The organism is Vibrio sp. 10N.247.311.47, assembly GCF_041467535.1.
Lineage (GTDB): Bacteria > Pseudomonadota > Gammaproteobacteria > Enterobacterales > Vibrionaceae > Vibrio > Vibrio crassostreae_C.
In genome coordinates this window covers 212,796-231,610 of sequence record NZ_JBFSUR010000003.1, presented here as the reverse complement: position 1 = coordinate 231,610, position 18,815 = coordinate 212,796, and the positions used below count along the sequence as shown (strand labels likewise).

The following is an 18,815-nucleotide window of genomic DNA, read 5'->3' as shown; positions in this document are numbered from 1 at the left end:
ATAACTCTTTACCATGCTGTTCAAAAAACACTCACGAAAGATCAACACGCCCTAGTATTGTTGTAGCCGTTTTTCTCTATTTCGTTCAAACGCCAATACTTAATGCCTTTAGCGCACTGACGGAAGAAACCAGAGCCCTCTCAGAGAAGTTCATTCTGATCCTCTGTGTGGGTATTGTCATTCGCTCGGTGCCATTGACTGTGATCGTTGGGGTGTTGAGAGCGGGTGGTGATGTGAAGTTCTGCCTCTATCAAGATTTGATTGCTCAGTGGGTGATCGGTATCCCATTGGCAGCCATCGCGGCTATCTATTTTAAGTTTCCACCTGAGTGGGTATATCTGCTTTTCCTAACGGAAGAAGTCCTCAAGTGGGGCGGGTCGCTCTATCGCATGAAAACAAGAAAATGGATTAAAAACTTGATAGGAAGTTGAAGTAGGGCGCACCAATCGCATCACTTTATCGTTGGCGTGTGATCTATCTTTCAAAATACTTCCTCCTAACAGGGAATTAGTGTAGATTCTCCTTCCAAATTCTAACTAATGCGAGCTGTTTAATGTTAAAGCTGTCAGACCTATGTAAAGGCTATGTCGATGGGGGGGAGTTTCACCCTGTTTTGCAAGGTGCTGAATTAACATTAAACCAAGGTGACCAGCTGGCATTAATGGGAGAAAGCGGTTCAGGTAAAAGTACTTTACTGAATCTTATCGCGGGCTTAGACCTAGCGGACTCAGGTGAAATCGCTTTTCCTCACTTCAATATGCACGACTCAACCGAGCGTGACCGCACCGCTTATCGCAGAAACAACATTGGCCATATTTTTCAGCAATTCAACTTACTGCCAACGTTAAATATTGCCGATAACATCCGTTTTTGCCGCCAGTTAAAAGGCTTACCTGAAGACAAAGGTCTCTGGAGACAGATTCTCTCTGCTTTAGATCTTATGCCTTTACTTGGCCGTTACCCTGAAGAAGCGTCTGGTGGCCAACAACAACGTGCGGCCATTGCGCGTGCGCTGTATATGGAACCAAAAATATTGCTGGCCGATGAGCCGACCGGTAGTTTAGATGAGCGTAATGCAGAAGCGGTAATGCGTTTGCTGACCTCTTTGGCTCGTCAATTAGAATGTACGTTGCTGTTGGTAACACACAGTGAAAAAGTAGCTCTGCATATGGATGGTAGGATCCGTCTGCAAGGAGGGCAACTGCATGTTATGGCCCGTAGTTAAGGCACTACTCGGTCACTATCGACGTTACCCACTGCAGATTATTTTGGTATGGCTTGGTTTAACCCTCGGCGTATCACTTTTGGTTGGTGTTACTGCTATCAACCAACACGCCAAGCAAAGCTATGCGCATGGCGAAAAACTCTTTTCGAATCCTCTTCCTTACCGTATTCGACCAAAACACAACGCCAATAAAATCCCGCAAGGCTTTTATATCCAACTTCGCCGTGAAGGTTTTCAACAGTGTTCTCCTCTTGATCACCATCGTATCACTGATGAAAATGGCGCAAACTTCATGGTTGTCGGTATAGATCCTGTTTCTATGCTTCAGCTACAACCTGGTATAGCGTTAAAAGATCTTACCGCTTTGAACCTCATGAAGCCACCATATCCAATCCTTGTCAGTGATGATCTTGCTGAACACATGGAATGGCACAACGGTGATTACATCCCTTTGATGGATGGTTCTGAACTTGGTCCTGTGGTTGTTGATCAAAATAATATGATTAATGGTACAAGGTTGATTGCGGATATCTCCTTGCTCCGAATGCTTAAACGCAGTGCTGGGCTTTCAGTGATTGCTTGTTCAGACATGCCCACTGAGAAGTTTGAACGTCTTAAAAATATGTTACCTAATGGTTTGACGATCTCTCGTAGCTCTAAGGCAGAGCTTGAGTCGCTGACCAGTGCGTTCCACTTAAACCTAAAAGCGATGGGTATGCTGTCGTTTGTGGTTGGTTTATTTATTTTCTATCAAGCGATGTCGTTGTCATTTATTCAGCGCCAACCGTTAGTCGGAATCTTAAGACAAACAGGTGTATCGGGCTGGCAATTGGCTAAAGCGCTTTGCTTAGAATTGTTGATATTGGTCGTACTGAGCTGGATCTGCGGTAATGTATTCGGTGTCATGTTAGCCAACCAATTGTTACCAGCGGTATCTTCAAGCTTAGGCGACTTATACGACGCCAACGTTGGCTTAACGATCGACTGGAATTGGCGATGGAGCGGCTACAGCTTATTGATGGCGTTACTTGGTGCGTTTTTAGCGTGCGCTTGGCCATTGGTGCGTTTGCTTAGATCACAACCGATTCGTTTGACCTCTCGCTTATCTTTGATGCGCTTTGCGGGTACAGAGTTTACTTGGCAAGCATTGATTGGCTGTGGCTTCTTGGTTGCCGCTGTCGCCGTGTATCAAGCCCCTCAGACTCAAGAGACGGGTTTTGCGATTATCGCGCTAATGCTGATCAGTGTGGCGCTATTTACCCCGTTTTTGATGTGGAAGTTATTTAACAGCCTCTCTTATTCGTTGCGCTGGGTTCGTGCTCGCTGGTTCTTTGCTGATGCAGCCTCCAGTATGAGTTACCGTGGCGTGGCGACGATGGCCTTTATGTTGGCCTTAACAGCCAATATTGGTGTAGAAACCATGGTCGGTAGCTTTAGAGATACCACTGATAAATGGCTAACACAGCGTTTGGCAGCCGATCTTTATATCTACCCAACCAACAATGCCGCTGCTCGTATGAGTAATTGGTTATCTGACCAACCTGAAGTGGATTCGGTTTGGTGGCGTTGGGAGAAAGATGTTGCGTCTCCAGTCGGTAGTATTCAGGTGGTCAGTACAGGCCCTTCTGAAGGCGAACTAGAAGCGCTGACGATCAAATTAGGTATTCCGAATTACTGGTATCACTTACATCACTCTAAAGGTGTGTTGATCAGTGAATCGATGTCTCTCAAGCTGGGGATTCGCCCTGGCGACTACATCGACCTCTATGACAGTCTCGGCTCTGGTTGGCAGGTTGTCGGTGTCTATTACGATTACGGTAACCCTTACCATCAAGTCATGATGTCGCATCGAAATTGGCTGTATGGGTTTGCAGGGCGGGGAAATGTCGGCCTTGGCGTAATACTCAAAGACGATGTGAATTCACTAGGGCTTCGCAACCGATTAGAAAGTGTATTCAGGCTTGGTTCTGAGCGTGTTTTCGATAATAACAATATTCACAGTCAAGCGATGCGGGTGTTTGATAGAACGTTCGCGATTGCAGATACACTAGGCAATATCACCTTGGTTATCGCCGTCTTCGGTATCTTCTTCGCGACGGTTGCGGGTGAAGTATCTCGCCAAAGGCATATTTCCTTGCAGCGCTGTTTGGGTGTCTCGGCGAAAGAACTGATCCTGACAGGTAGTTTGCAGCTGTTTGTGTTCGGGCTTATTTCCTCCTTAATTGCGATTCCGCTCGGATTAGCGCTAGCGAGCCTAATTGTAGATATCGTGATCAAGCAGTCTTTTGGGTGGTCACTCGAGTTACAAGTGATTCCTTGGGACTATTTGCAGACATTTGCATGGGCCATGGCAGCATTGATGCTAGCTGGTGCTTTACCAGTGATGAGAATGATTCGGAACACTCCGATGAAGTCACTGAGGGATGCGCTTTAGTATGTTTTTACGGAATACCTCAACTAAGTTAAGACAACGAATCCTGTCTTCTCTGCTATTAATCAGTTTCTTCGGCATCTTTTTAAGTGTTTGGGGTTATTACTCCTATTTCATCGATCCTGGTGAAAAGGGCGTGAATGAAGTTAACTCAATATTGGTTAATGAACACTTCAATGTGTTCGAACCTGTTTTGCCAGACCGCAATGTGTCGCTACCACAAGATTTTAAGTTCCACCCAGAGTTTCAGCACGAGTGGTGGCATTACTTTGCGTCTTTGAAAGGTGATGATGGTAAAGACTATTCGGTCCAGTGGAGCTTTTTCCGTATCGCAACGGACGAACGTGAAACACCAGGGTGGCAAAGCCCTCAAGTCTATATCTCAAATGTAGTGGTCTCTTCTAAGTCCAAAGTATGGAAAGAACAGCGCATGGCTCGTGGCGGCATTGGCCAAGCGGGAATGACTAATCGTCCATTCAGGCTTTGGATTGATAACTGGAACTGGCGTGCACTCGGCAACACCCCATTCCCAGGACGCCTTCAAGTGCAAACAGACACGTTTGGACTTGAACTCGACACCATTGCAAAAGGGCCCTATGTGCTCAACGGCGATAACGGTTATCAGAAAAAGCACGACTTATTACCTGTCGCGTCTTATAACTTCAGCGCTCCATTTTTATCGTTGAGCGGTGTGTTGAACCTAGACGGCGTTACCAAGGAAGTGGAAGGAACTGCGTGGGTACATAAAGAGTGGGGCAGTGGCTTACTTGGAGTGGGCCAACAAGGTTGGGATTGGTTTGTATTTAACCTCGATGACGGCACAGCGCTGAGCATTAACCGCTATCGTCATAACCAACAGTTGCCTTACATATTCGGGACATTAGCAACGCGCTCAGGCAAAGTTTACCAATTAACGGAATCCGACATTTCCATTCAACCATTGCAAAATACAACGTTGATGAATGGAAGACGGATGCCTTTGCAGTGGATCATTAACGTCCCTAAGCATGATATCAACCTCACAACGCGTATTATACGCAGGGATATGTGGCTTCCATTTGTCATACCATATTGGGAAGGGCCGATTAAGGCGAGCGGGAGCCATGAAGCGACAGGCTTTATGCAGTTAACTGGCTACTAAAAAACACCTAAGGCTATAATTTGATAGCCTTTTTTTATGCCTGCGCCTTTTAGCGTCCCCCAATGAATTGTGCATACAGGTTCGATGATCTCATCTATACTTAATTCATGGTGCATAACAACATTATGGAATATACGACGTATTGTTTAGTATTTGTAGGAAAAACCGAAGTTAAACATCCGAAGAAGTGATTATCTATCGATTACGCTTGGATATAAACTCATGGTTATTCTTTGTTATTCGTTTATTTAAATAATAAATATAAGGGCGAAATCATGACCGACGTCATCCGTGACTTCTTTAAAATGGAATCTGCTGGCGGCATCATACTAGTCATCGCTGCGGCGATCGCAATGTTTGTAGCAAACTCACCACTGAACGAAATGTACCAAGGCGTATTGCATAGTTACGTTCTTGGTATGTCTGTGTCTCACTGGATTAACGATGGCTTAATGGCTGTCTTCTTCCTTCTAATCGGCTTAGAAGTTAAGCGCGAACTTTTAGAAGGCGCATTAAAGTCTAAAGAGACAGCAATCTTCCCAGCTATCGCAGCCGTTGGCGGTATGCTAGCTCCGGCACTTATTTACGTGCTATTTAACTCAAGTAACCCAGAAGCGCTTCAAGGTTGGGCTATCCCAGCGGCAACTGATATTGCATTCGCATTAGGTATCATGGCGCTTCTTGGTAACCGTGTACCGGTTAGCTTGAAGGTGTTCCTATTGGCTTTAGCAATTATCGATGACCTTGGCGTTGTTGTTATCATTGCACTGTTCTACTCAGGCGACCTATCAACGCTTGCGTTAACGGTTGGTTTCATCGCAACTGGTGTGCTGTTCATGCTAAACAACAAGCATGTAACTAAGCTGAGTGTGTATCTCATTGTTGGTGCAATTCTGTGGTTTGCAGTATTGAAGTCTGGTGTTCATGCAACGCTGGCTGGTGTAGTGATTGGTTTTGCTATCCCACTGAAAGGCAATAAAGGTGAACATTCTCCGCTGAAGCATCTAGAACATGCTCTGCACCCATACGTCGCTTTTGCAATCTTGCCAGTCTTTGCTTTTGCAAACGCAGGTATTTCATTGGAAGGTATCTCAATCTCAAGCCTAACAGGTATGCTACCGCTTGGTATCGCTATGGGTCTATTGATTGGTAAGCCTCTTGGTATCTTTGCATTCAGCTGGGGTGCGGTGAAATTGGGTGTTGCTAAGCTCCCTGAAGGTGTGAACTTTATGAACATCTTCGCAGTATCTGTCCTGTGTGGTATTGGTTTTACAATGTCTATCTTTATTTCATCACTAGCATTTGGCCCAACGAATGTAGAGTTTGACACACTAGCTCGACTAGGCATCCTGATGGGATCTACAACAGCTGCAATTCTAGGTTACTTCCTGCTAAGCGTTTCTTTACCGAAAACAGCAAAGCAACAAGAAGTAAAACTATAATCAGCGGTAGGCTCGTTTAACGGCGAGCCTATTCACTGATTAACAAGCTAACTTCTGAGTAGCAAGACGAGTCACAGAATCATCCTCCCCGATTCATGTGACAGCAAAGAACAAAAAAGCCGTGATAGGGTTTCCTATCTCGGCTTTATTGATCCTAACTGCTAGTATTTTTAGTTTGGTTAGTTATTGATGATCTAAAACTCCTAGATTCAACTCATTATTTTGATCGGCATGAATTGCGGATCGTTTTGGATGACCAGAGTGACAGTGTCATGTTATTTTTCTAGCGTGGTAAATATGGTCCACTCCTCGACGATCTGCTCATTCAGCCCGACAACCGTTGCTGTTACTCGACGGTTCAGTGCATGAGAAGTAGCATCGTTGCCATCGCTCTCTAAGCGGTTTTCACCGTAACCGACAACTCTTATTCGGCTCGGGTCTATACCATTCGACAATAATTCATCTTCAACGTGGTGAGCGCGCTTCTTTGATAACTCTAAGTTGTATTCACTCGCGCCGACTTTACTGGCGTAACCTTGAATCTCTATCGATGCACTTTGGTAGGTTTCTAAGAACTCAGCCATAGTGGTGATTTGATCTGAGAAGATAGGGTTAACTTCATAGGAGTCATTGGCGAAAAGGATGTTCAGCCGTCTGACTTCTTGCGAGCTAACCGTCTCTCCACAGCCTTCGTTGTCTACCAGAGACGACTCTGGTGTGCCAGGACAGGTGTCTCGTGCATTGACCACACCATCGTTATCATCGTCTTGCAGGTCAGAAATTTGCTCCGCTTCTGGCGTTTCTATGTAGGGCTCTTCATTTTGGCTAGAGCATGCACATAGCGTTATCGTTAATGCGGAAAGTAATAAATAAGGTCTCTTCATCATTAATACTCCACTGCCGTTGTCCACTCGTCTGGAATGTCGACCAGTAGAGCGTTCAATAGAGAGCCTGTCGCGTTCATTACACGGTATTTAGCGTACTGTTCAGAGTAATGCGCATCTAAGTAATCTTTGCGGGCTTCAAACAATTCGTTTTCAGTGTTAAGCAGATCAAGTAGCGTACGTTTGCCGATTCGATATTGTTTCTCATAAGCGATAACGGTTTCTGACGCCGAATCCACGTGATCAGACAAGAAGTTCTTTTGTTGTAACGTCAGATCCAATGCACTCCAAGAGAGGCGAAGGCCTTCTTCAACTTGTCGATAAGCACGATCTCTTAGATCCTTCGCTTTATTAAGTTGGTAAGCTGCAGCTTCTGAATTAGCACTATCGGTACCACCGTTGTAGAGGTTGTATCGCATTCTTAACATTGCCAACGTCTCTTGGCTCGAACCTTCATCGCCTCCCGCATCATCGCGCCATGATTGAGATGCCTCGATAGAGAACGTCGGGTAGTTAACCCCTTTTGATTGTTTGTACTGGAAGTGCGCTGAATCGACATCTGCAGTCGCGACTTTGATGACTGGGTGTTGGTCCAGAGCATCAACAAGCGCGTCTGATAATGACAGAGGAATCATAGAAATATCGGCTCTTGGGTAGGCTAAGCCAAGCGGTTCTTGACCCACTATTCTTCTAAATTGGGTGTGGGTATCAATTAGGTTGTTCTGTGCGGCTAATAAGTTGCCGTGAGCTTTTGCAATCCTTGCTTCTACCTGAGATACATCTGCGGTTGAGCCTATGCCTGAGACTGCACGCTTTTTGATGTCTTTATAGATTTTCTTGTGGATAGCGAGGTTACTTTCCGAAAGGGCTAAAACTTCAGTTGCTTTGACTGCGTCTAAGTAGATCTGTGTGACCTCTAGCGCTTTGTCTTCGGCATCCGCGAGCAATTGCAAACGAACCGATTCTGCTTCTGCGGCAGTACGATCAATATCATTGAGAGTCGACGAACCATCCCACAACAACTGAGTGAGGGATATGGTGGCTTCCTTTCGTGTGAGATCGGTATCAGGACCGTTGTTTGGCACAGGGTTTATGCCTTCATAGCCAATACCAGCATCAAGATCGATACTCGGCCTATAAGCACCACCTGCGGCATCGTTTCGTTTTTGTACACTCACAAACTCATTAAAAATACTTTTTATCTCAGGATTGGTAGCCAAGGTAATGGCAACAGCCTGTTCTAAAGTCTGAGCAGAGAGTGGGGTTGCAATAGCTAAGCAACAGATGATGGGTAATTTAAACAGTCTCAAAGTAGGTCTCCTTCTACTTTTAAAAGCTCCCGCCTCCTCCCAACTAGCGTTTAACTACTTAATTGAGAAGGGTATTAAACGAAGCTTAGGACATCTGCTAGAAATTGCTAAGTTTGTTGGCTTTATTTCGAATGTAAGTCTCTATCGCTATTGATTAATTTACCAGTTGTGACAGGTGGCAAGCTTCGAGTAGATGTGTTGAAAATAAATGCAAGGCTAGAATTCGGCTTGGGCAGAGATTGGTAAACGTTGGTTAGGAGGTTGTTTGAAATACGTATCTCAGTGATAGCAATGTGCCAAGCGTGGTAGTTCGATTTTTAGTAAAAAATGACAATATAAAAAGAATCGATCGCGCTGTTTAGTTTGTAGTTGTAGCTGTGAAGAAGGGTAAGTAAGGTTTCACCCTAAACAACAAACAAAAAAAAGCCCAAACCAACGTGGTTTGGGCGGATACAAGTATAGGAGTTAATAAGGAAAATGCAGTAATTAAGAAAGCAGTGAGAAGAACAAGTTTGACGGGCTGTTAAACTTCTAAATACGCTGTTTTCTACCTAATTTAGGACTCTCCATTTCCATTTCAGTTCCAAGAAAATTCATTATTTTTTCTTTTTTTATAAACACACAGCGATTCAATCGTTTAGTGCTGAGTTTTATTAACTGGTACGACCAATTTGTGAAAATGTGATGTTGCTTGCTTGTTAAGTAAATGTACTAAGCGTATATTTCAAACAGTTGTTTAATACGAGTGATTGAAATGGCACCAAGAAGTACAACCAAAGACAAAATCTTAGATGTGGCTGAAGGCTTATTTGCTGAGCACGGTTTTAATGACACCTCTTTACGTACGATTACGAGTAAAGCGAATGTCAACTTAGCTTCAGTGAACTATCACTTTGGCGATAAGAAGACTCTGGTTCGTGCGGTACTCAATCGTTACTTAGAAGCATTTATGCCAGCACTGCAAGATGCATTAGTGAACTTAAACTTGAACGAAACGTATTCTATGAGTGACGTGTTTGAGTCGTTGAGACAGCCACTAAGAGCACTTAATGATGTTAGGCCAAATGGTACAAGCCGATTCATGTTACTTATCGGCAGAGGCTATACGGATGTGCAAGGACACTTGCGTTGGTTCATTACTACTCGCTACAGCGAAGTACTTTCTTTGTTTACGACATCTGTAATGAAGGCGAATCCGAACCTCACTCAAGAACAGTTATTTTGGCGATTACACTTCACCCTAGGGACTTGTGTATTCACCATGGCATCAAGTCAGGCTCTGGTAGAAATTGCAGAGAATGACTATGACAGAAAGATAGATGCTAAGGCAGTGGTCGATATTCTTATTCCATATTTAGCCGCAGGCATGTCAGCAGAAGAATAAAACAATAAAAAGCGAAACATTCACAACCAATATAGTGAACAAAAGGATCTGAACTATGAGCTCTCTAAGACAAAAATGGGTAAGTGACCCAGCTTTTAAACTCTTTAAAAAAGTATTACCACCACTATCTAGCACCGAGAAAGAAGCGATGGAAGCGGGTAGCGTGTGGTGGGACGGAGAGCTGTTTTCTGGTAAACCAGATTTCACTAAGCTGCACCAATACCCAAAACCTCAGCTGACAGCAGAAGAGCAATCGTTCATGGATAATGAGCTTGAAACCTTGCTCGCTATGCTTGATGACCACCAAATTGTAAAAGAAGATCGAGACCTTCCTGAAGAGGTGTGGAACTTCTTACGCAAAGAGCGTTTCTTTTCGCTAATTATTGCGAAAGAGTATGGCGGTCGTGAATTCTCAGCACACGCTAACTCAACTATCGTAACTAAGATTGCGACTCGCAGTATCAGTACTGCGGTTTCAGTAATGGTTCCAAACTCTCTTGGTCCTGGTGAGCTGCTGTCTCACTACGGCACTCAAGACCAAAAAGACTACTGGCTACCTCGTCTTGCTGACGGTACAGATATCCCATGTTTCGCACTAACAGGCCCAGAAGCGGGTTCTGATGCGGGTGGTATCCCTGATGTCGGTACTGTGTGCATGGGCATGCACGAAGGTAAAGAGACGCTAGGTATCAAGCTTAACTGGAACAAACGCTACATTACACTAGCACCAGTGGCGACGGTACTTGGTCTGGCTTTCAAACTGCACGATCCAGAAAAGCTACTGGGTGACAAAGAAGACATTGGCATCACTTGTGCGCTAATCCCGGCTGACCACGAAGGTGTTGTGATTGGTGAGCGTCATGACCCACTTGGTCTTGCGTTTATGAATGGTCCAACACGCGGTCACGATGTATTTATTCCTATGGAATGGTTAATCGGTGGTGCCGATTACGCAGGTAAAGGCTGGCGTATGCTGGTGGAATGTCTGTCTGCAGGTCGTGGTATCTCATTACCCGCACTTGGCACGGCGATGGGCCACCTAACAGCGAAAACGACCGGCGCATATGCTTATGTTCGTAAGCAGTTCGGTATGTCGATTGGTAAGTTTGAAGGTGTTGCAGAGAGCCTTGGACGTATTGGTGGTTTAACGTATCTATTAGAAGCGACTCGTACACTGACAACCACTTCGCTTGATATGAAAGAGAAGCCGGGTATCGTAACGGCTATCGCCAAATATCACATGACAGAAATGGCACGTACTATTCTGAATGACTCAATGGATATCCATTCAGGTCGTGCAATTCAAGATGGCCCAATGAACTACTTGGCTGCGCCTTACCTAGGTATTCCAGTTGCTATCACAGTAGAAGGTGCGAACATCCTAACTCGTAACTTGATGATCTTCGGTCAAGGTGCGACACGTTGTCACCCATACGTATTGAGCGAAATGGAAGCGGCAGCGAACCCAGACGAGAAGCAAGGTGCAAAAGACTTTGATAGCTTGCTGTTCAAGCACATCTCACACGCAACTAAAAACACGTTTGGCGCATTTGGTGCAGCACTGACTGGATCTAAGTTCATTAAAGCCGACATGAGCGGCCCAACGAAGCCTTACTACCAAGACCTGACTCGTTTAAGCCGTGCGCTTGCAGTCAGTGCGGATTTCGCAATGCTGACGCTAGGTGGCGAACTGAAACGTAAAGAGCTTATCTCGGCACGTTTGGGTGATGGTCTAAGTTACCTATACATGGCGTCTGCTGCACTTAAGAAGTATGAAGACGAAGGTCGCCAACAAGCTGACCTAGACTACGTACACTACGCGGTTCAACACTGTTTCCACAATGCGGCTAAATCACTACAAGAAGCGTACAGAAACTTCCCGAACAAGATGGTTGGGAAAGTGCTGAAAGGACTAGTTTTCCCTGTTGGTAACCACTTCGAAAAACCGAGTGATAACCTAACCGTTCAACTAGCAGAAAGCTTGATGACTCCGGGAGCACACCGTGAACGTCTGACTCACCTTTGTTACATTGGCAAAGAGGAAGATGATAGTGTTGGCCTTATGGAGAATGCTTTCAATGCGATGTACAGCATCAAGCCTCTGGAGCGTAAGATCTTCAAAGCAGTGAAAGAGGGCAAAGTGGCTCGTAAAGGCTTACTTGCGGATAAACTGGCTCAAGCACTTGCTGCTGATGTTCTGACACAAGAAGAAGTCGACCAAATTGTTGCTGCAGACAAACTTCGCTACGCAGCGATTCAAGTTGACCACTTCAGTCATGATTACAGTGAAACTTTGACGCGAAAAGAGTTAAAACCTAAGCTAAATAGCGTTGCTTAGATAAAGAAATGACAAAAGGCACCTTATTAGGTGCCTTTTTTTGTTTTTGTCGTAGAAGTTGCAATAGAGGCGTTAACAAATGGTGACTTAGTCAGCAAATATTCACTGAGTGCTCCAACCACTTGCATTTTCGCCACATTTTTACAGAAATTAGATGCCATTTGCGTACGAAACTTTTATCCTTAACCTGATTTTTTAAGGAAGTTGAATATGATCATCAAACCTCGAATTCGCGGATTCATCTGTACTACAACACATCCAGTCGGTTGTGAAGCTAATGTAAAAGAACAAATTGCTTACACAAAAGCTCAAGGCCCAATCGCAAACGCACCTAAACGTGTACTAGTTGTTGGCTCTTCAAGTGGCTACGGCTTGTCTTCACGTATTGCGGCTGCATTTGGTGGCGGCGCTTCAACTATCGGTGTTTTCTTTGAGAAAGCCGGTACTGAGAAAAAGCCTGGCACAGCTGGTTTCTACAACTCAGCAGCGTTCGACAAGTTTGCTAAAGAAGAAGGCCTATATTCAAAAAGCCTGAACGGCGATGCTTTCTCTAACGAGGCGAAACAGAAAACAATTGACCTGATCAAAGAAGATCTAGGCCAAATCGATATGGTTGTATACTCACTGGCGTCTCCAGTGCGTAAAATGCCAGAGACTGGCGAAGTAATTCGTTCATCTCTAAAGCCTATCGGCGAAACGTACACGTCAACTGCGGTTGATACCAACAAAGACACAATCATCGAAGCAAGCGTAGAGCCTGCAACTGAAGAAGAGATCAAAGACACTGTTACTGTAATGGGCGGTGAAGATTGGGAACTTTGGATCAATGCTCTTTCTGAAGCTGGTGTTCTAGCGGACGGTTGTAAGACGGTTGCTTACAGCTACATCGGTACTGAACTAACGTGGCCAATCTACTGGGATGGCGCACTAGGTAAAGCTAAGATGGATCTAGACCGTGCAGCGACAGCGCTGAACGAGAAGCTAGGCCAAACTGGCGGTACTGCAAACGTTGCTGTTCTTAAGTCTGTAGTGACTCAAGCAAGTTCTGCAATCCCTGTAATGCCTCTTTACATCGCTATGGTGTTCAAGAAGATGCGTGAAGAAGGTATTCACGAAGGTTGTATGGAACAGATCTTCCGTATGTTCAGCCAACGTCTATACAAAGAAGACGGCAGCGCGCCAGAAGTGGATGAAGTGAACCGTCTACGTCTAGATGACCTTGAGCTTCGCGAAGACATTCAAGATCACTGTCGTAACCTATGGCCTCAAATCACAACTGAGAACCTAAAAGAACTGACTGACTACGTAGAGTACAAAGAAGAGTTCTTGAAGCTATTTGGTTTCGGTGTTGAAGGTGTTGATTACGAAGCTGACGTTAACCCAGCTGTTGAATTTGATGTAGCTGACATCTAATTCAAGTTATCGAATCTAAACGAAATAGGCGCTCATTGAGCGCCTATTTTTTTGTCCGTCGTTTGAGGAAAGAGATTAAAAGCAGATATGGAAAAATAAATGAAGATGCGGGATTTGAGTGGCGAGATGCGAAGAGAAGTTAAGAGCAGATGCGGGATATGAGTTGCGGGATGCGAAGAGATTTAAAGAGCTGATACGAATAGCAGGATGCAAAAGCTCTAAGAGCAGACTTGGGATGCGTTAAAAGCTGAGAAGAAGTAATAAAAAATGCACTAATCCAAAGGTGAATTAGTGCATTTGAAATATCTAAGCTTGGCTGCTTTTAAAGCAGTAGACGCTAGCTAATAATGATGATGAAAGTGCCCGCTAAGGTCATCAATATATTGGCTATCGCGTACGTACCCGCGTAACCCAGAGCTGGGATAGTTGAGCGAGCGTGGTCATTTACGATGTCCATCGCCGGAGCACAGGTTCGCGCACCAATGATGGCACCAAATAATAGAGCTCGGTTCATCTTCAATACGTAAGCACCCACCAAGTAAGCGAAGAATACCGGCAGAACACTCACTACTAGAGCAATACCGATGACCTGAGGGCCTACTTGCGTTAAGTGTTCAAACATCTTACCGCCGGCGCTCAAGCCGATACCGACCATGAAGAACATCAAACCTAGGTCTTTGACCATGTTCAATGCCCCCTGAGGCACATAACCGAAAGTAGGGTGGTTCGCTCGTAGGAAACCAAGCATGATGCCCGATAGAAGCAGGCCAACCGCGTTACCTAGCCCAAACGATACCTGACCGAATGTCATGGTGATCAAACCAAACAAAATACCCAAAATGAAGAAGCTACAGAAGGCCATCAAATCCGCCATTTGGCTGTGGATTGAGATGAAACCAATTTTCTCAGCTAGGCCGTGCACTCGACTCTTTTCACCACTCACTTGTAGGACGTCACCTTTAGAAAGCACGATGTTTAAGTCCATCGGCATTTCAATCTGAGCACGTACTACGCGGTTAAGGAAACAGCCGTATTCAGACAGGTTTAAGTCTGATAGGCGCTTACCTGCGATACTGTCACTCTTAACGACGATCTCTTCTTCCACGATACGCAGATCGAGAAGGTTACGGTCGAAAACTTCTTTACCGTTACGGAAGCTTGGGTCTAGACGAGCGTGGCTATCTGGGAAACCAACCAATGCGATCTCATCGCCTTCTTGCAGAATTGCATCACCATCTGGATGGGCAAGAATACCATTACGTCGAATACGCTCGATGTAACAGCCTGTTTGGCGATAGATGCCCAGTTCACGCAGATTCTTACCGTCAGTCCAAGAGATGAGCTCTGGTCCCACTCGATAAGCACGAATAATGGGCAAGTAAACCTTACGCTGACCTGAAGCGCCTAACCCACGTTCTTGGGCGATTTGCTCTGCCGAGTCGTGTAGGTTCACTTTTTGAAGTTTTGGAATCAAGCGAGCAAACATAATCATACTGATTAAGCCAACCAAGTAAGCCATCGCGTAACCGACTGAAAGGTTTTCGATAATCAGGCTCAAGTCCATGTTTCTTGGTAATTCTGCAAGCCCAGAATTCAGAGCATCTTGAGCACCTACCAATATCGGCGTTGCTGTTAAGGCACCTGCCATCATGCCTGCAGATAAACCAAAGCCTAGGCCAAGGTAATGACTACTGAAATAGGTTAGGGCAATTGCGGTAGAAAGTACCACAAGGCTCAGAATGAGGTAGTGCTTACCGTCTCTGAAGAAGATACCGAAGAAGTTTGGTCCAGCTTCAATGCCAACACAGTAGATGAACAGCATGAAACCAATGGTGAGCGCATCTGCGTTAAAAGAAAAGCCAAGATGTCCCATGATAAGGGAAGTAATCAAAACACCGATTGAATTACCAAGTTGGAGGCTACCGAAACGAATTTTACCAATGGCTAATCCAATCGATAAAACAACAAAGATGAGGAGAATGGGGTTTTGTTCTAACAGAAAAACAACGTCGATATTCACGGTGGTCGCTCAATAATTGGCGTGGAACACAGGGTAAGTTTGAGAGGTGAATTGTATCTAAATATAAATAAATTATAAGCAATATTTTGTTAATTTACTTGATTTTGACCTTATTCTTATTCCGTATGAAAACTGGTCATAAAAAAGCCCGCTACAGTGAGCGGGCTTTCTATAAATCGTACAGTCTAACGCCTAAATGGGTCAGCTGTTTAAGGCTTTAGCCCTGATTCTCGTTTGAGAAATCCTAGCTTAGTCGAAAAGACCTAGGTTTTCTTTTGCGTATGCTTCAAATTCTGTGCAGCCGCCGATGTGGTCTTGGTCGATGAAGATTTGTGGAACTGTATCGACAGGTTTACCAACAGTCTTCTCTAGATCAGCTTTGCTGATACCTTCAGCGTGGATGTCAACGTAACGGTAGTTGAAGTCATCGCGTTTAGCTTTAAGAGTTTCAGCATGCTCTTTTGCACGAACACAGAATGGGCAAGCAGGGCGACCAAAAATAACTACAAACATTTAATTTCTCCTAAATACGGGATGAGGCTCGTTAACTCGATTATGTTAACTATTCTTTAGTGAATGCCACTCAAAATTTCATAAAACCAACTATGCCTCAATGCCATGGGGAAATAAAGATGGAATTACCTCTTAATACAATAGGTTTTGTCTATCAGAGCAAATAATGGTCACAAAAAGGATCCATGCTGATTTCTGATGGGTATTCAGATTGATTACCCTTAATTTAAGAGTGTGAATTACCCCTAAGAATACGACATTAATCCATCTTTAATGCGACAAGTTGCACCTCGTCAAAAAAAGCGCATACAGAACGAGGCATCTTAATACTGATGCACTATATAAAGGCTAAATTCCAATAACCAAGAGTTCGCAGTTTTGTTCGGTCATAGGCGCAGGAGGCACCATGTTTCAATTTATGACATCTACAAAGATCATCTTTGGTGATGGAGCACTTTCCGCTTCATTGTCTCTCTTTAATCAATATGGCTACAGCGTGCTATTGGTTACAGGCAATACATTAGAGCGCACTTCAATTGTTACTGACTATCTTGATGCGCAGAGTATGCGTTATCAGCACATTGCCGTTTCCGGTGAACCTAATATCAAAATGGTTGAAGAGGCGGCTATTTCTGCTCGTCGATTTAAGCCAGATATGGTTGTCGCCATGGGGGGCGGTAGCGCCATCGATATGGGCAAAGCGTTGGCTGCGGTTTTACCTAATCAAGGCAATTTATATGACTATGTTGAAGTGGTCGGGCGTAATGTTCCTCTTAAAACCAAACCACTTCCGTTTATCGCAATTCCAACCACAGCGAGTACCGGCGCCGAGGTCACTAAAAACGCGGTGCTGAAATCAGGCCAAGACCAAGTAAAAATCAGCCTGAGAAGCCCAGACATGCTGGCCGACGTTGCGATTGTCGACCCAACCCTAACTCATGGAACCAATCTATATCTATCTGGGCGAGGTGCGATGGATGCCTTTACTCATCTAATGGAAGCCTACGTGTGTGGTGAACCGAATCCGTTAACCGATATGATTTGTGAAGAAGGGCTGCGTAAGTTGAGTGGTTCTGTGGTTAAAGCGTGTGTTTATGATGAGCCTCAAGCGCGTTCTGATCTTGCTTTCGCTTCTATGCTCGGTGGTATGGCGATAACTAATGCCAAGCTTGGCGCAGCCCATGGTTTAGCCTCCGCACTAGGAGGTAAGATTTCTGCGCCTCATAGTGTGATTACCGCGCGTTTAGCGCCGTTTGTGATGTTGGAGAACATAGCCGTTGCAAAAGAGCAGCAAAGAAGCGACATCCTAGCGCGTTATCAGCGAATCGCTCAGATAGTAACAGGTAACGTAGAAGCAATAGAAGAGGAGGCAATTTCTTGGTTATCGGAAGTGCTTGATACGCTTAAGTTACCCAACTTGTTGGAATTTGGTGTCTGTGAAGCCCAGTTTGATGAGGTGTCTGCCGACGCGCTCAAATCAGTGGCGATTAAAGGAAACCCTTTGCCGCTTAACCAAGAGAGGCTCGTGCATATTTTGAAGCAAGTATGCGAGAAGTGCAGTTGTAGAGAAGGGCATCATGAGGGAGCTTCAATGAATCAAATTGGGCAAGAGCCAGCTGTCGAGTCGAGCTTTACCATTATCAATTCTTATGCGTCCGAAAACAGCGTGGTTGAGAAGGGCAATAGTTGGACTATCTAACGGTCTTAAACTTGTTCGTTGTATAAGTCATTTTATACAGACAAATAAAAACGGAGCTCTAGGCTCCGTTTTTTTAATTCAACTTGTTCTCTGGTCATCTGTTTTCAGTTCATGACTAAGCAGATTAGAACTGAGAGTACTTCTCGTAACGTGAATCACGAAGTGACTCTTTGACGCGCTTTAGGTTCTCTCTGAAACCAGAACCACGACGTAGCGTAAAGCCTGTCGCTAGCACATCGATAACCGTCATCTGAACAACGCGACTTGCCATTGGCATGTAAACGTCAGTGTCTTCTGGAACATCCAGAGAAATAGACAACGAGCTCGCTTTATCCAGTGGAGAATCTTTTGCTGTGATAGCAATAACTGTCGCACCGTTTTCACGCGCTAAGTTTGCAATCTCAACTTGGCTTTTAGTGCGGCCAGTATGAGAGATCAGAACAATAACGTCGTTATCACTGCAGTTAATGCAGCTCATTCGTTGCATCACGATGTCTTCGAAACATGTGATTGGGATATTAAAACGAATAAACTTGTTTTGAGCATCTTTGGCGACAGCAGAAGAGGCACCCAGTCCGAAGAACGAAATGCGTTTTGCTTGAGTCAGCAAGTCAACAGCACGGTTTACTTGCATCGCGTCTAGACTGTTTTTAGCAACGTCTAGACAAGCCATAGTTGATTCGAAAATCTTATGCGTATAAGCATCTGGACCATCATCTTCTTCAACATTACGGTTCACGTAAGGTGTACCGTTTGCCAAGCTTTGAGCTAGGTGAAGTTTGAAGTCAGGGAAGCCCTTTGTGTCTAATCGACGACAGAAGCGGTTAACTGTAGGCTCACTCACGTCAGCCATTTTAGCTAAGGTAGCAATGCTAGAATGAATTGCAGTTTGAGGGGAAGCCATAATTACTTCGGCTACCTTGCGCTCAGACTTGCTGAAATTTTCCAGGTTTTTTTGTATTTTTTCTAATGTATTCATAGTGTTCACAAGGGTATAGAGAACAACTTGCTAGTT

General features: G+C 44.7%; 14 protein-coding genes. 9 read left to right on the top strand and 5 right to left on the bottom strand.

What is annotated here, in order from left to right; genetic code table 11:
- From AB6E51_RS03750 to nhaA, 5 genes are all read left to right on the top strand, one after another.
- Positions 1 to 431: MATE family efflux transporter (locus AB6E51_RS03750; RefSeq protein WP_372139820.1), on the top strand; the 431-nt coding region annotated here is incomplete at its 5' end.
- Positions 432 to 553: 122 nt separating this feature from the next.
- Positions 554 to 1,225, top strand: a complete 672-nt coding sequence (locus tag AB6E51_RS03745; protein ID WP_017060385.1) for an ABC transporter ATP-binding protein — start codon at positions 554 to 556, stop codon at positions 1,223 to 1,225.
- Positions 1,206 to 3,659, top strand: coding sequence for an ABC transporter permease (locus AB6E51_RS03740; protein WP_102333195.1), 2,454 nt, complete (start codon positions 1,206 to 1,208; stop codon positions 3,657 to 3,659). The genes AB6E51_RS03745 and AB6E51_RS03740 overlap by 20 nt, the downstream gene beginning before the upstream one ends.
- Positions 3,649 to 4,797 (top strand): lipocalin-like domain-containing protein, encoded by a 1,149-nt coding sequence (locus AB6E51_RS03735; RefSeq protein ID WP_017068753.1) that lies wholly within the window; start codon positions 3,649 to 3,651, stop codon positions 4,795 to 4,797. The genes AB6E51_RS03740 and AB6E51_RS03735 overlap by 11 nt, the downstream gene beginning before the upstream one ends.
- Before the next feature lie 275 nt (positions 4,798 to 5,072).
- Positions 5,073 to 6,239: a Na+/H+ antiporter NhaA gene (nhaA, locus tag AB6E51_RS03730; protein ID WP_010441484.1), complete on the top strand. Its 1,167-nt coding sequence runs from the start codon at positions 5,073 to 5,075 to the stop codon at positions 6,237 to 6,239.
- A 275-nt stretch (positions 6,240 to 6,514) separates the two neighbouring features.
- Here the strand turns inward: nhaA and AB6E51_RS03725 are convergent, their stop codons facing one another.
- The gene (locus AB6E51_RS03725) at positions 6,515 to 7,126 is read right to left on the bottom strand and encodes an OmpA family protein (protein ID WP_372058525.1); all 612 of its coding nucleotides are present in this window, start codon (positions 7,124 to 7,126) and stop codon (positions 6,515 to 6,517) included.
- Entirely contained in the window at positions 7,126 to 8,433 is a 1,308-nt protein-coding gene (locus AB6E51_RS03720; RefSeq protein ID WP_372058524.1) for a TolC family outer membrane protein, read from the bottom strand. The genes AB6E51_RS03725 and AB6E51_RS03720 overlap by 1 nt, the downstream gene beginning before the upstream one ends.
- A 754-nt stretch (positions 8,434 to 9,187) precedes the next feature.
- Here AB6E51_RS03720 and AB6E51_RS03715 point away from each other — a divergent pair.
- The 3 genes from AB6E51_RS03715 to fabV all read left to right on the top strand — a co-directional run bounded on the left by AB6E51_RS03715 (position 9,188) and on the right by fabV (position 13,568).
- Positions 9,188 to 9,817 carry a TetR/AcrR family transcriptional regulator gene (locus AB6E51_RS03715; RefSeq protein ID WP_017065403.1) on the top strand — a complete coding sequence of 210 codons (630 nt, stop codon included), beginning with the start codon at positions 9,188 to 9,190 and terminating at the stop codon, positions 9,815 to 9,817.
- A gap of 55 nt (positions 9,818 to 9,872) precedes the next feature.
- Positions 9,873 to 12,155, top strand: a complete 2,283-nt coding sequence (locus AB6E51_RS03710; protein ID WP_372058522.1) for an acyl-CoA dehydrogenase — start codon at positions 9,873 to 9,875, stop codon at positions 12,153 to 12,155.
- Between the two features lie 210 nt (positions 12,156 to 12,365).
- On the top strand, positions 12,366 to 13,568 hold the full coding sequence (gene fabV, locus AB6E51_RS03705; protein WP_017065406.1) for an enoyl-ACP reductase FabV: 1,203 nt from the start codon (positions 12,366 to 12,368) through the stop codon (positions 13,566 to 13,568).
- Positions 13,569 to 13,905: 337 nt separating this feature from the next.
- On the opposite strand, the gene AB6E51_RS03700 is transcribed toward fabV, so the two are convergent.
- Together AB6E51_RS03700 and AB6E51_RS03695 are read right to left on the bottom strand one after the other, a co-directional pair.
- Positions 13,906 to 15,588 carry an aspartate:alanine antiporter gene (locus tag AB6E51_RS03700; RefSeq protein ID WP_372058521.1) on the bottom strand — a complete coding sequence of 561 codons (1,683 nt, stop codon included), beginning with the start codon at positions 15,586 to 15,588 and terminating at the stop codon, positions 13,906 to 13,908.
- Positions 15,589 to 15,837: 249 nt separating this feature from the next.
- Positions 15,838 to 16,101 carry a GrxA family glutaredoxin gene (locus AB6E51_RS03695; RefSeq protein ID WP_009847069.1) on the bottom strand — a complete coding sequence of 88 codons (264 nt, stop codon included), beginning with the start codon at positions 16,099 to 16,101 and terminating at the stop codon, positions 15,838 to 15,840.
- Between the two features lie 406 nt (positions 16,102 to 16,507).
- Between AB6E51_RS03695 and AB6E51_RS03690 the strand changes: the two genes are divergently transcribed.
- Positions 16,508 to 17,800: an iron-containing alcohol dehydrogenase gene (locus tag AB6E51_RS03690; RefSeq protein ID WP_017060396.1), complete on the top strand. Its 1,293-nt coding sequence runs from the start codon at positions 16,508 to 16,510 to the stop codon at positions 17,798 to 17,800.
- 124 nt (positions 17,801 to 17,924) lie between these two features.
- Here AB6E51_RS03690 and AB6E51_RS03685 read toward each other — a convergent pair whose 3' ends face one another.
- The gene (locus AB6E51_RS03685) at positions 17,925 to 18,779 is read right to left on the bottom strand and encodes a MurR/RpiR family transcriptional regulator (protein ID WP_004734686.1); all 855 of its coding nucleotides are present in this window, start codon (positions 18,777 to 18,779) and stop codon (positions 17,925 to 17,927) included.
- Between the last annotated feature and the right edge of the window lie 36 nt (positions 18,780 to 18,815).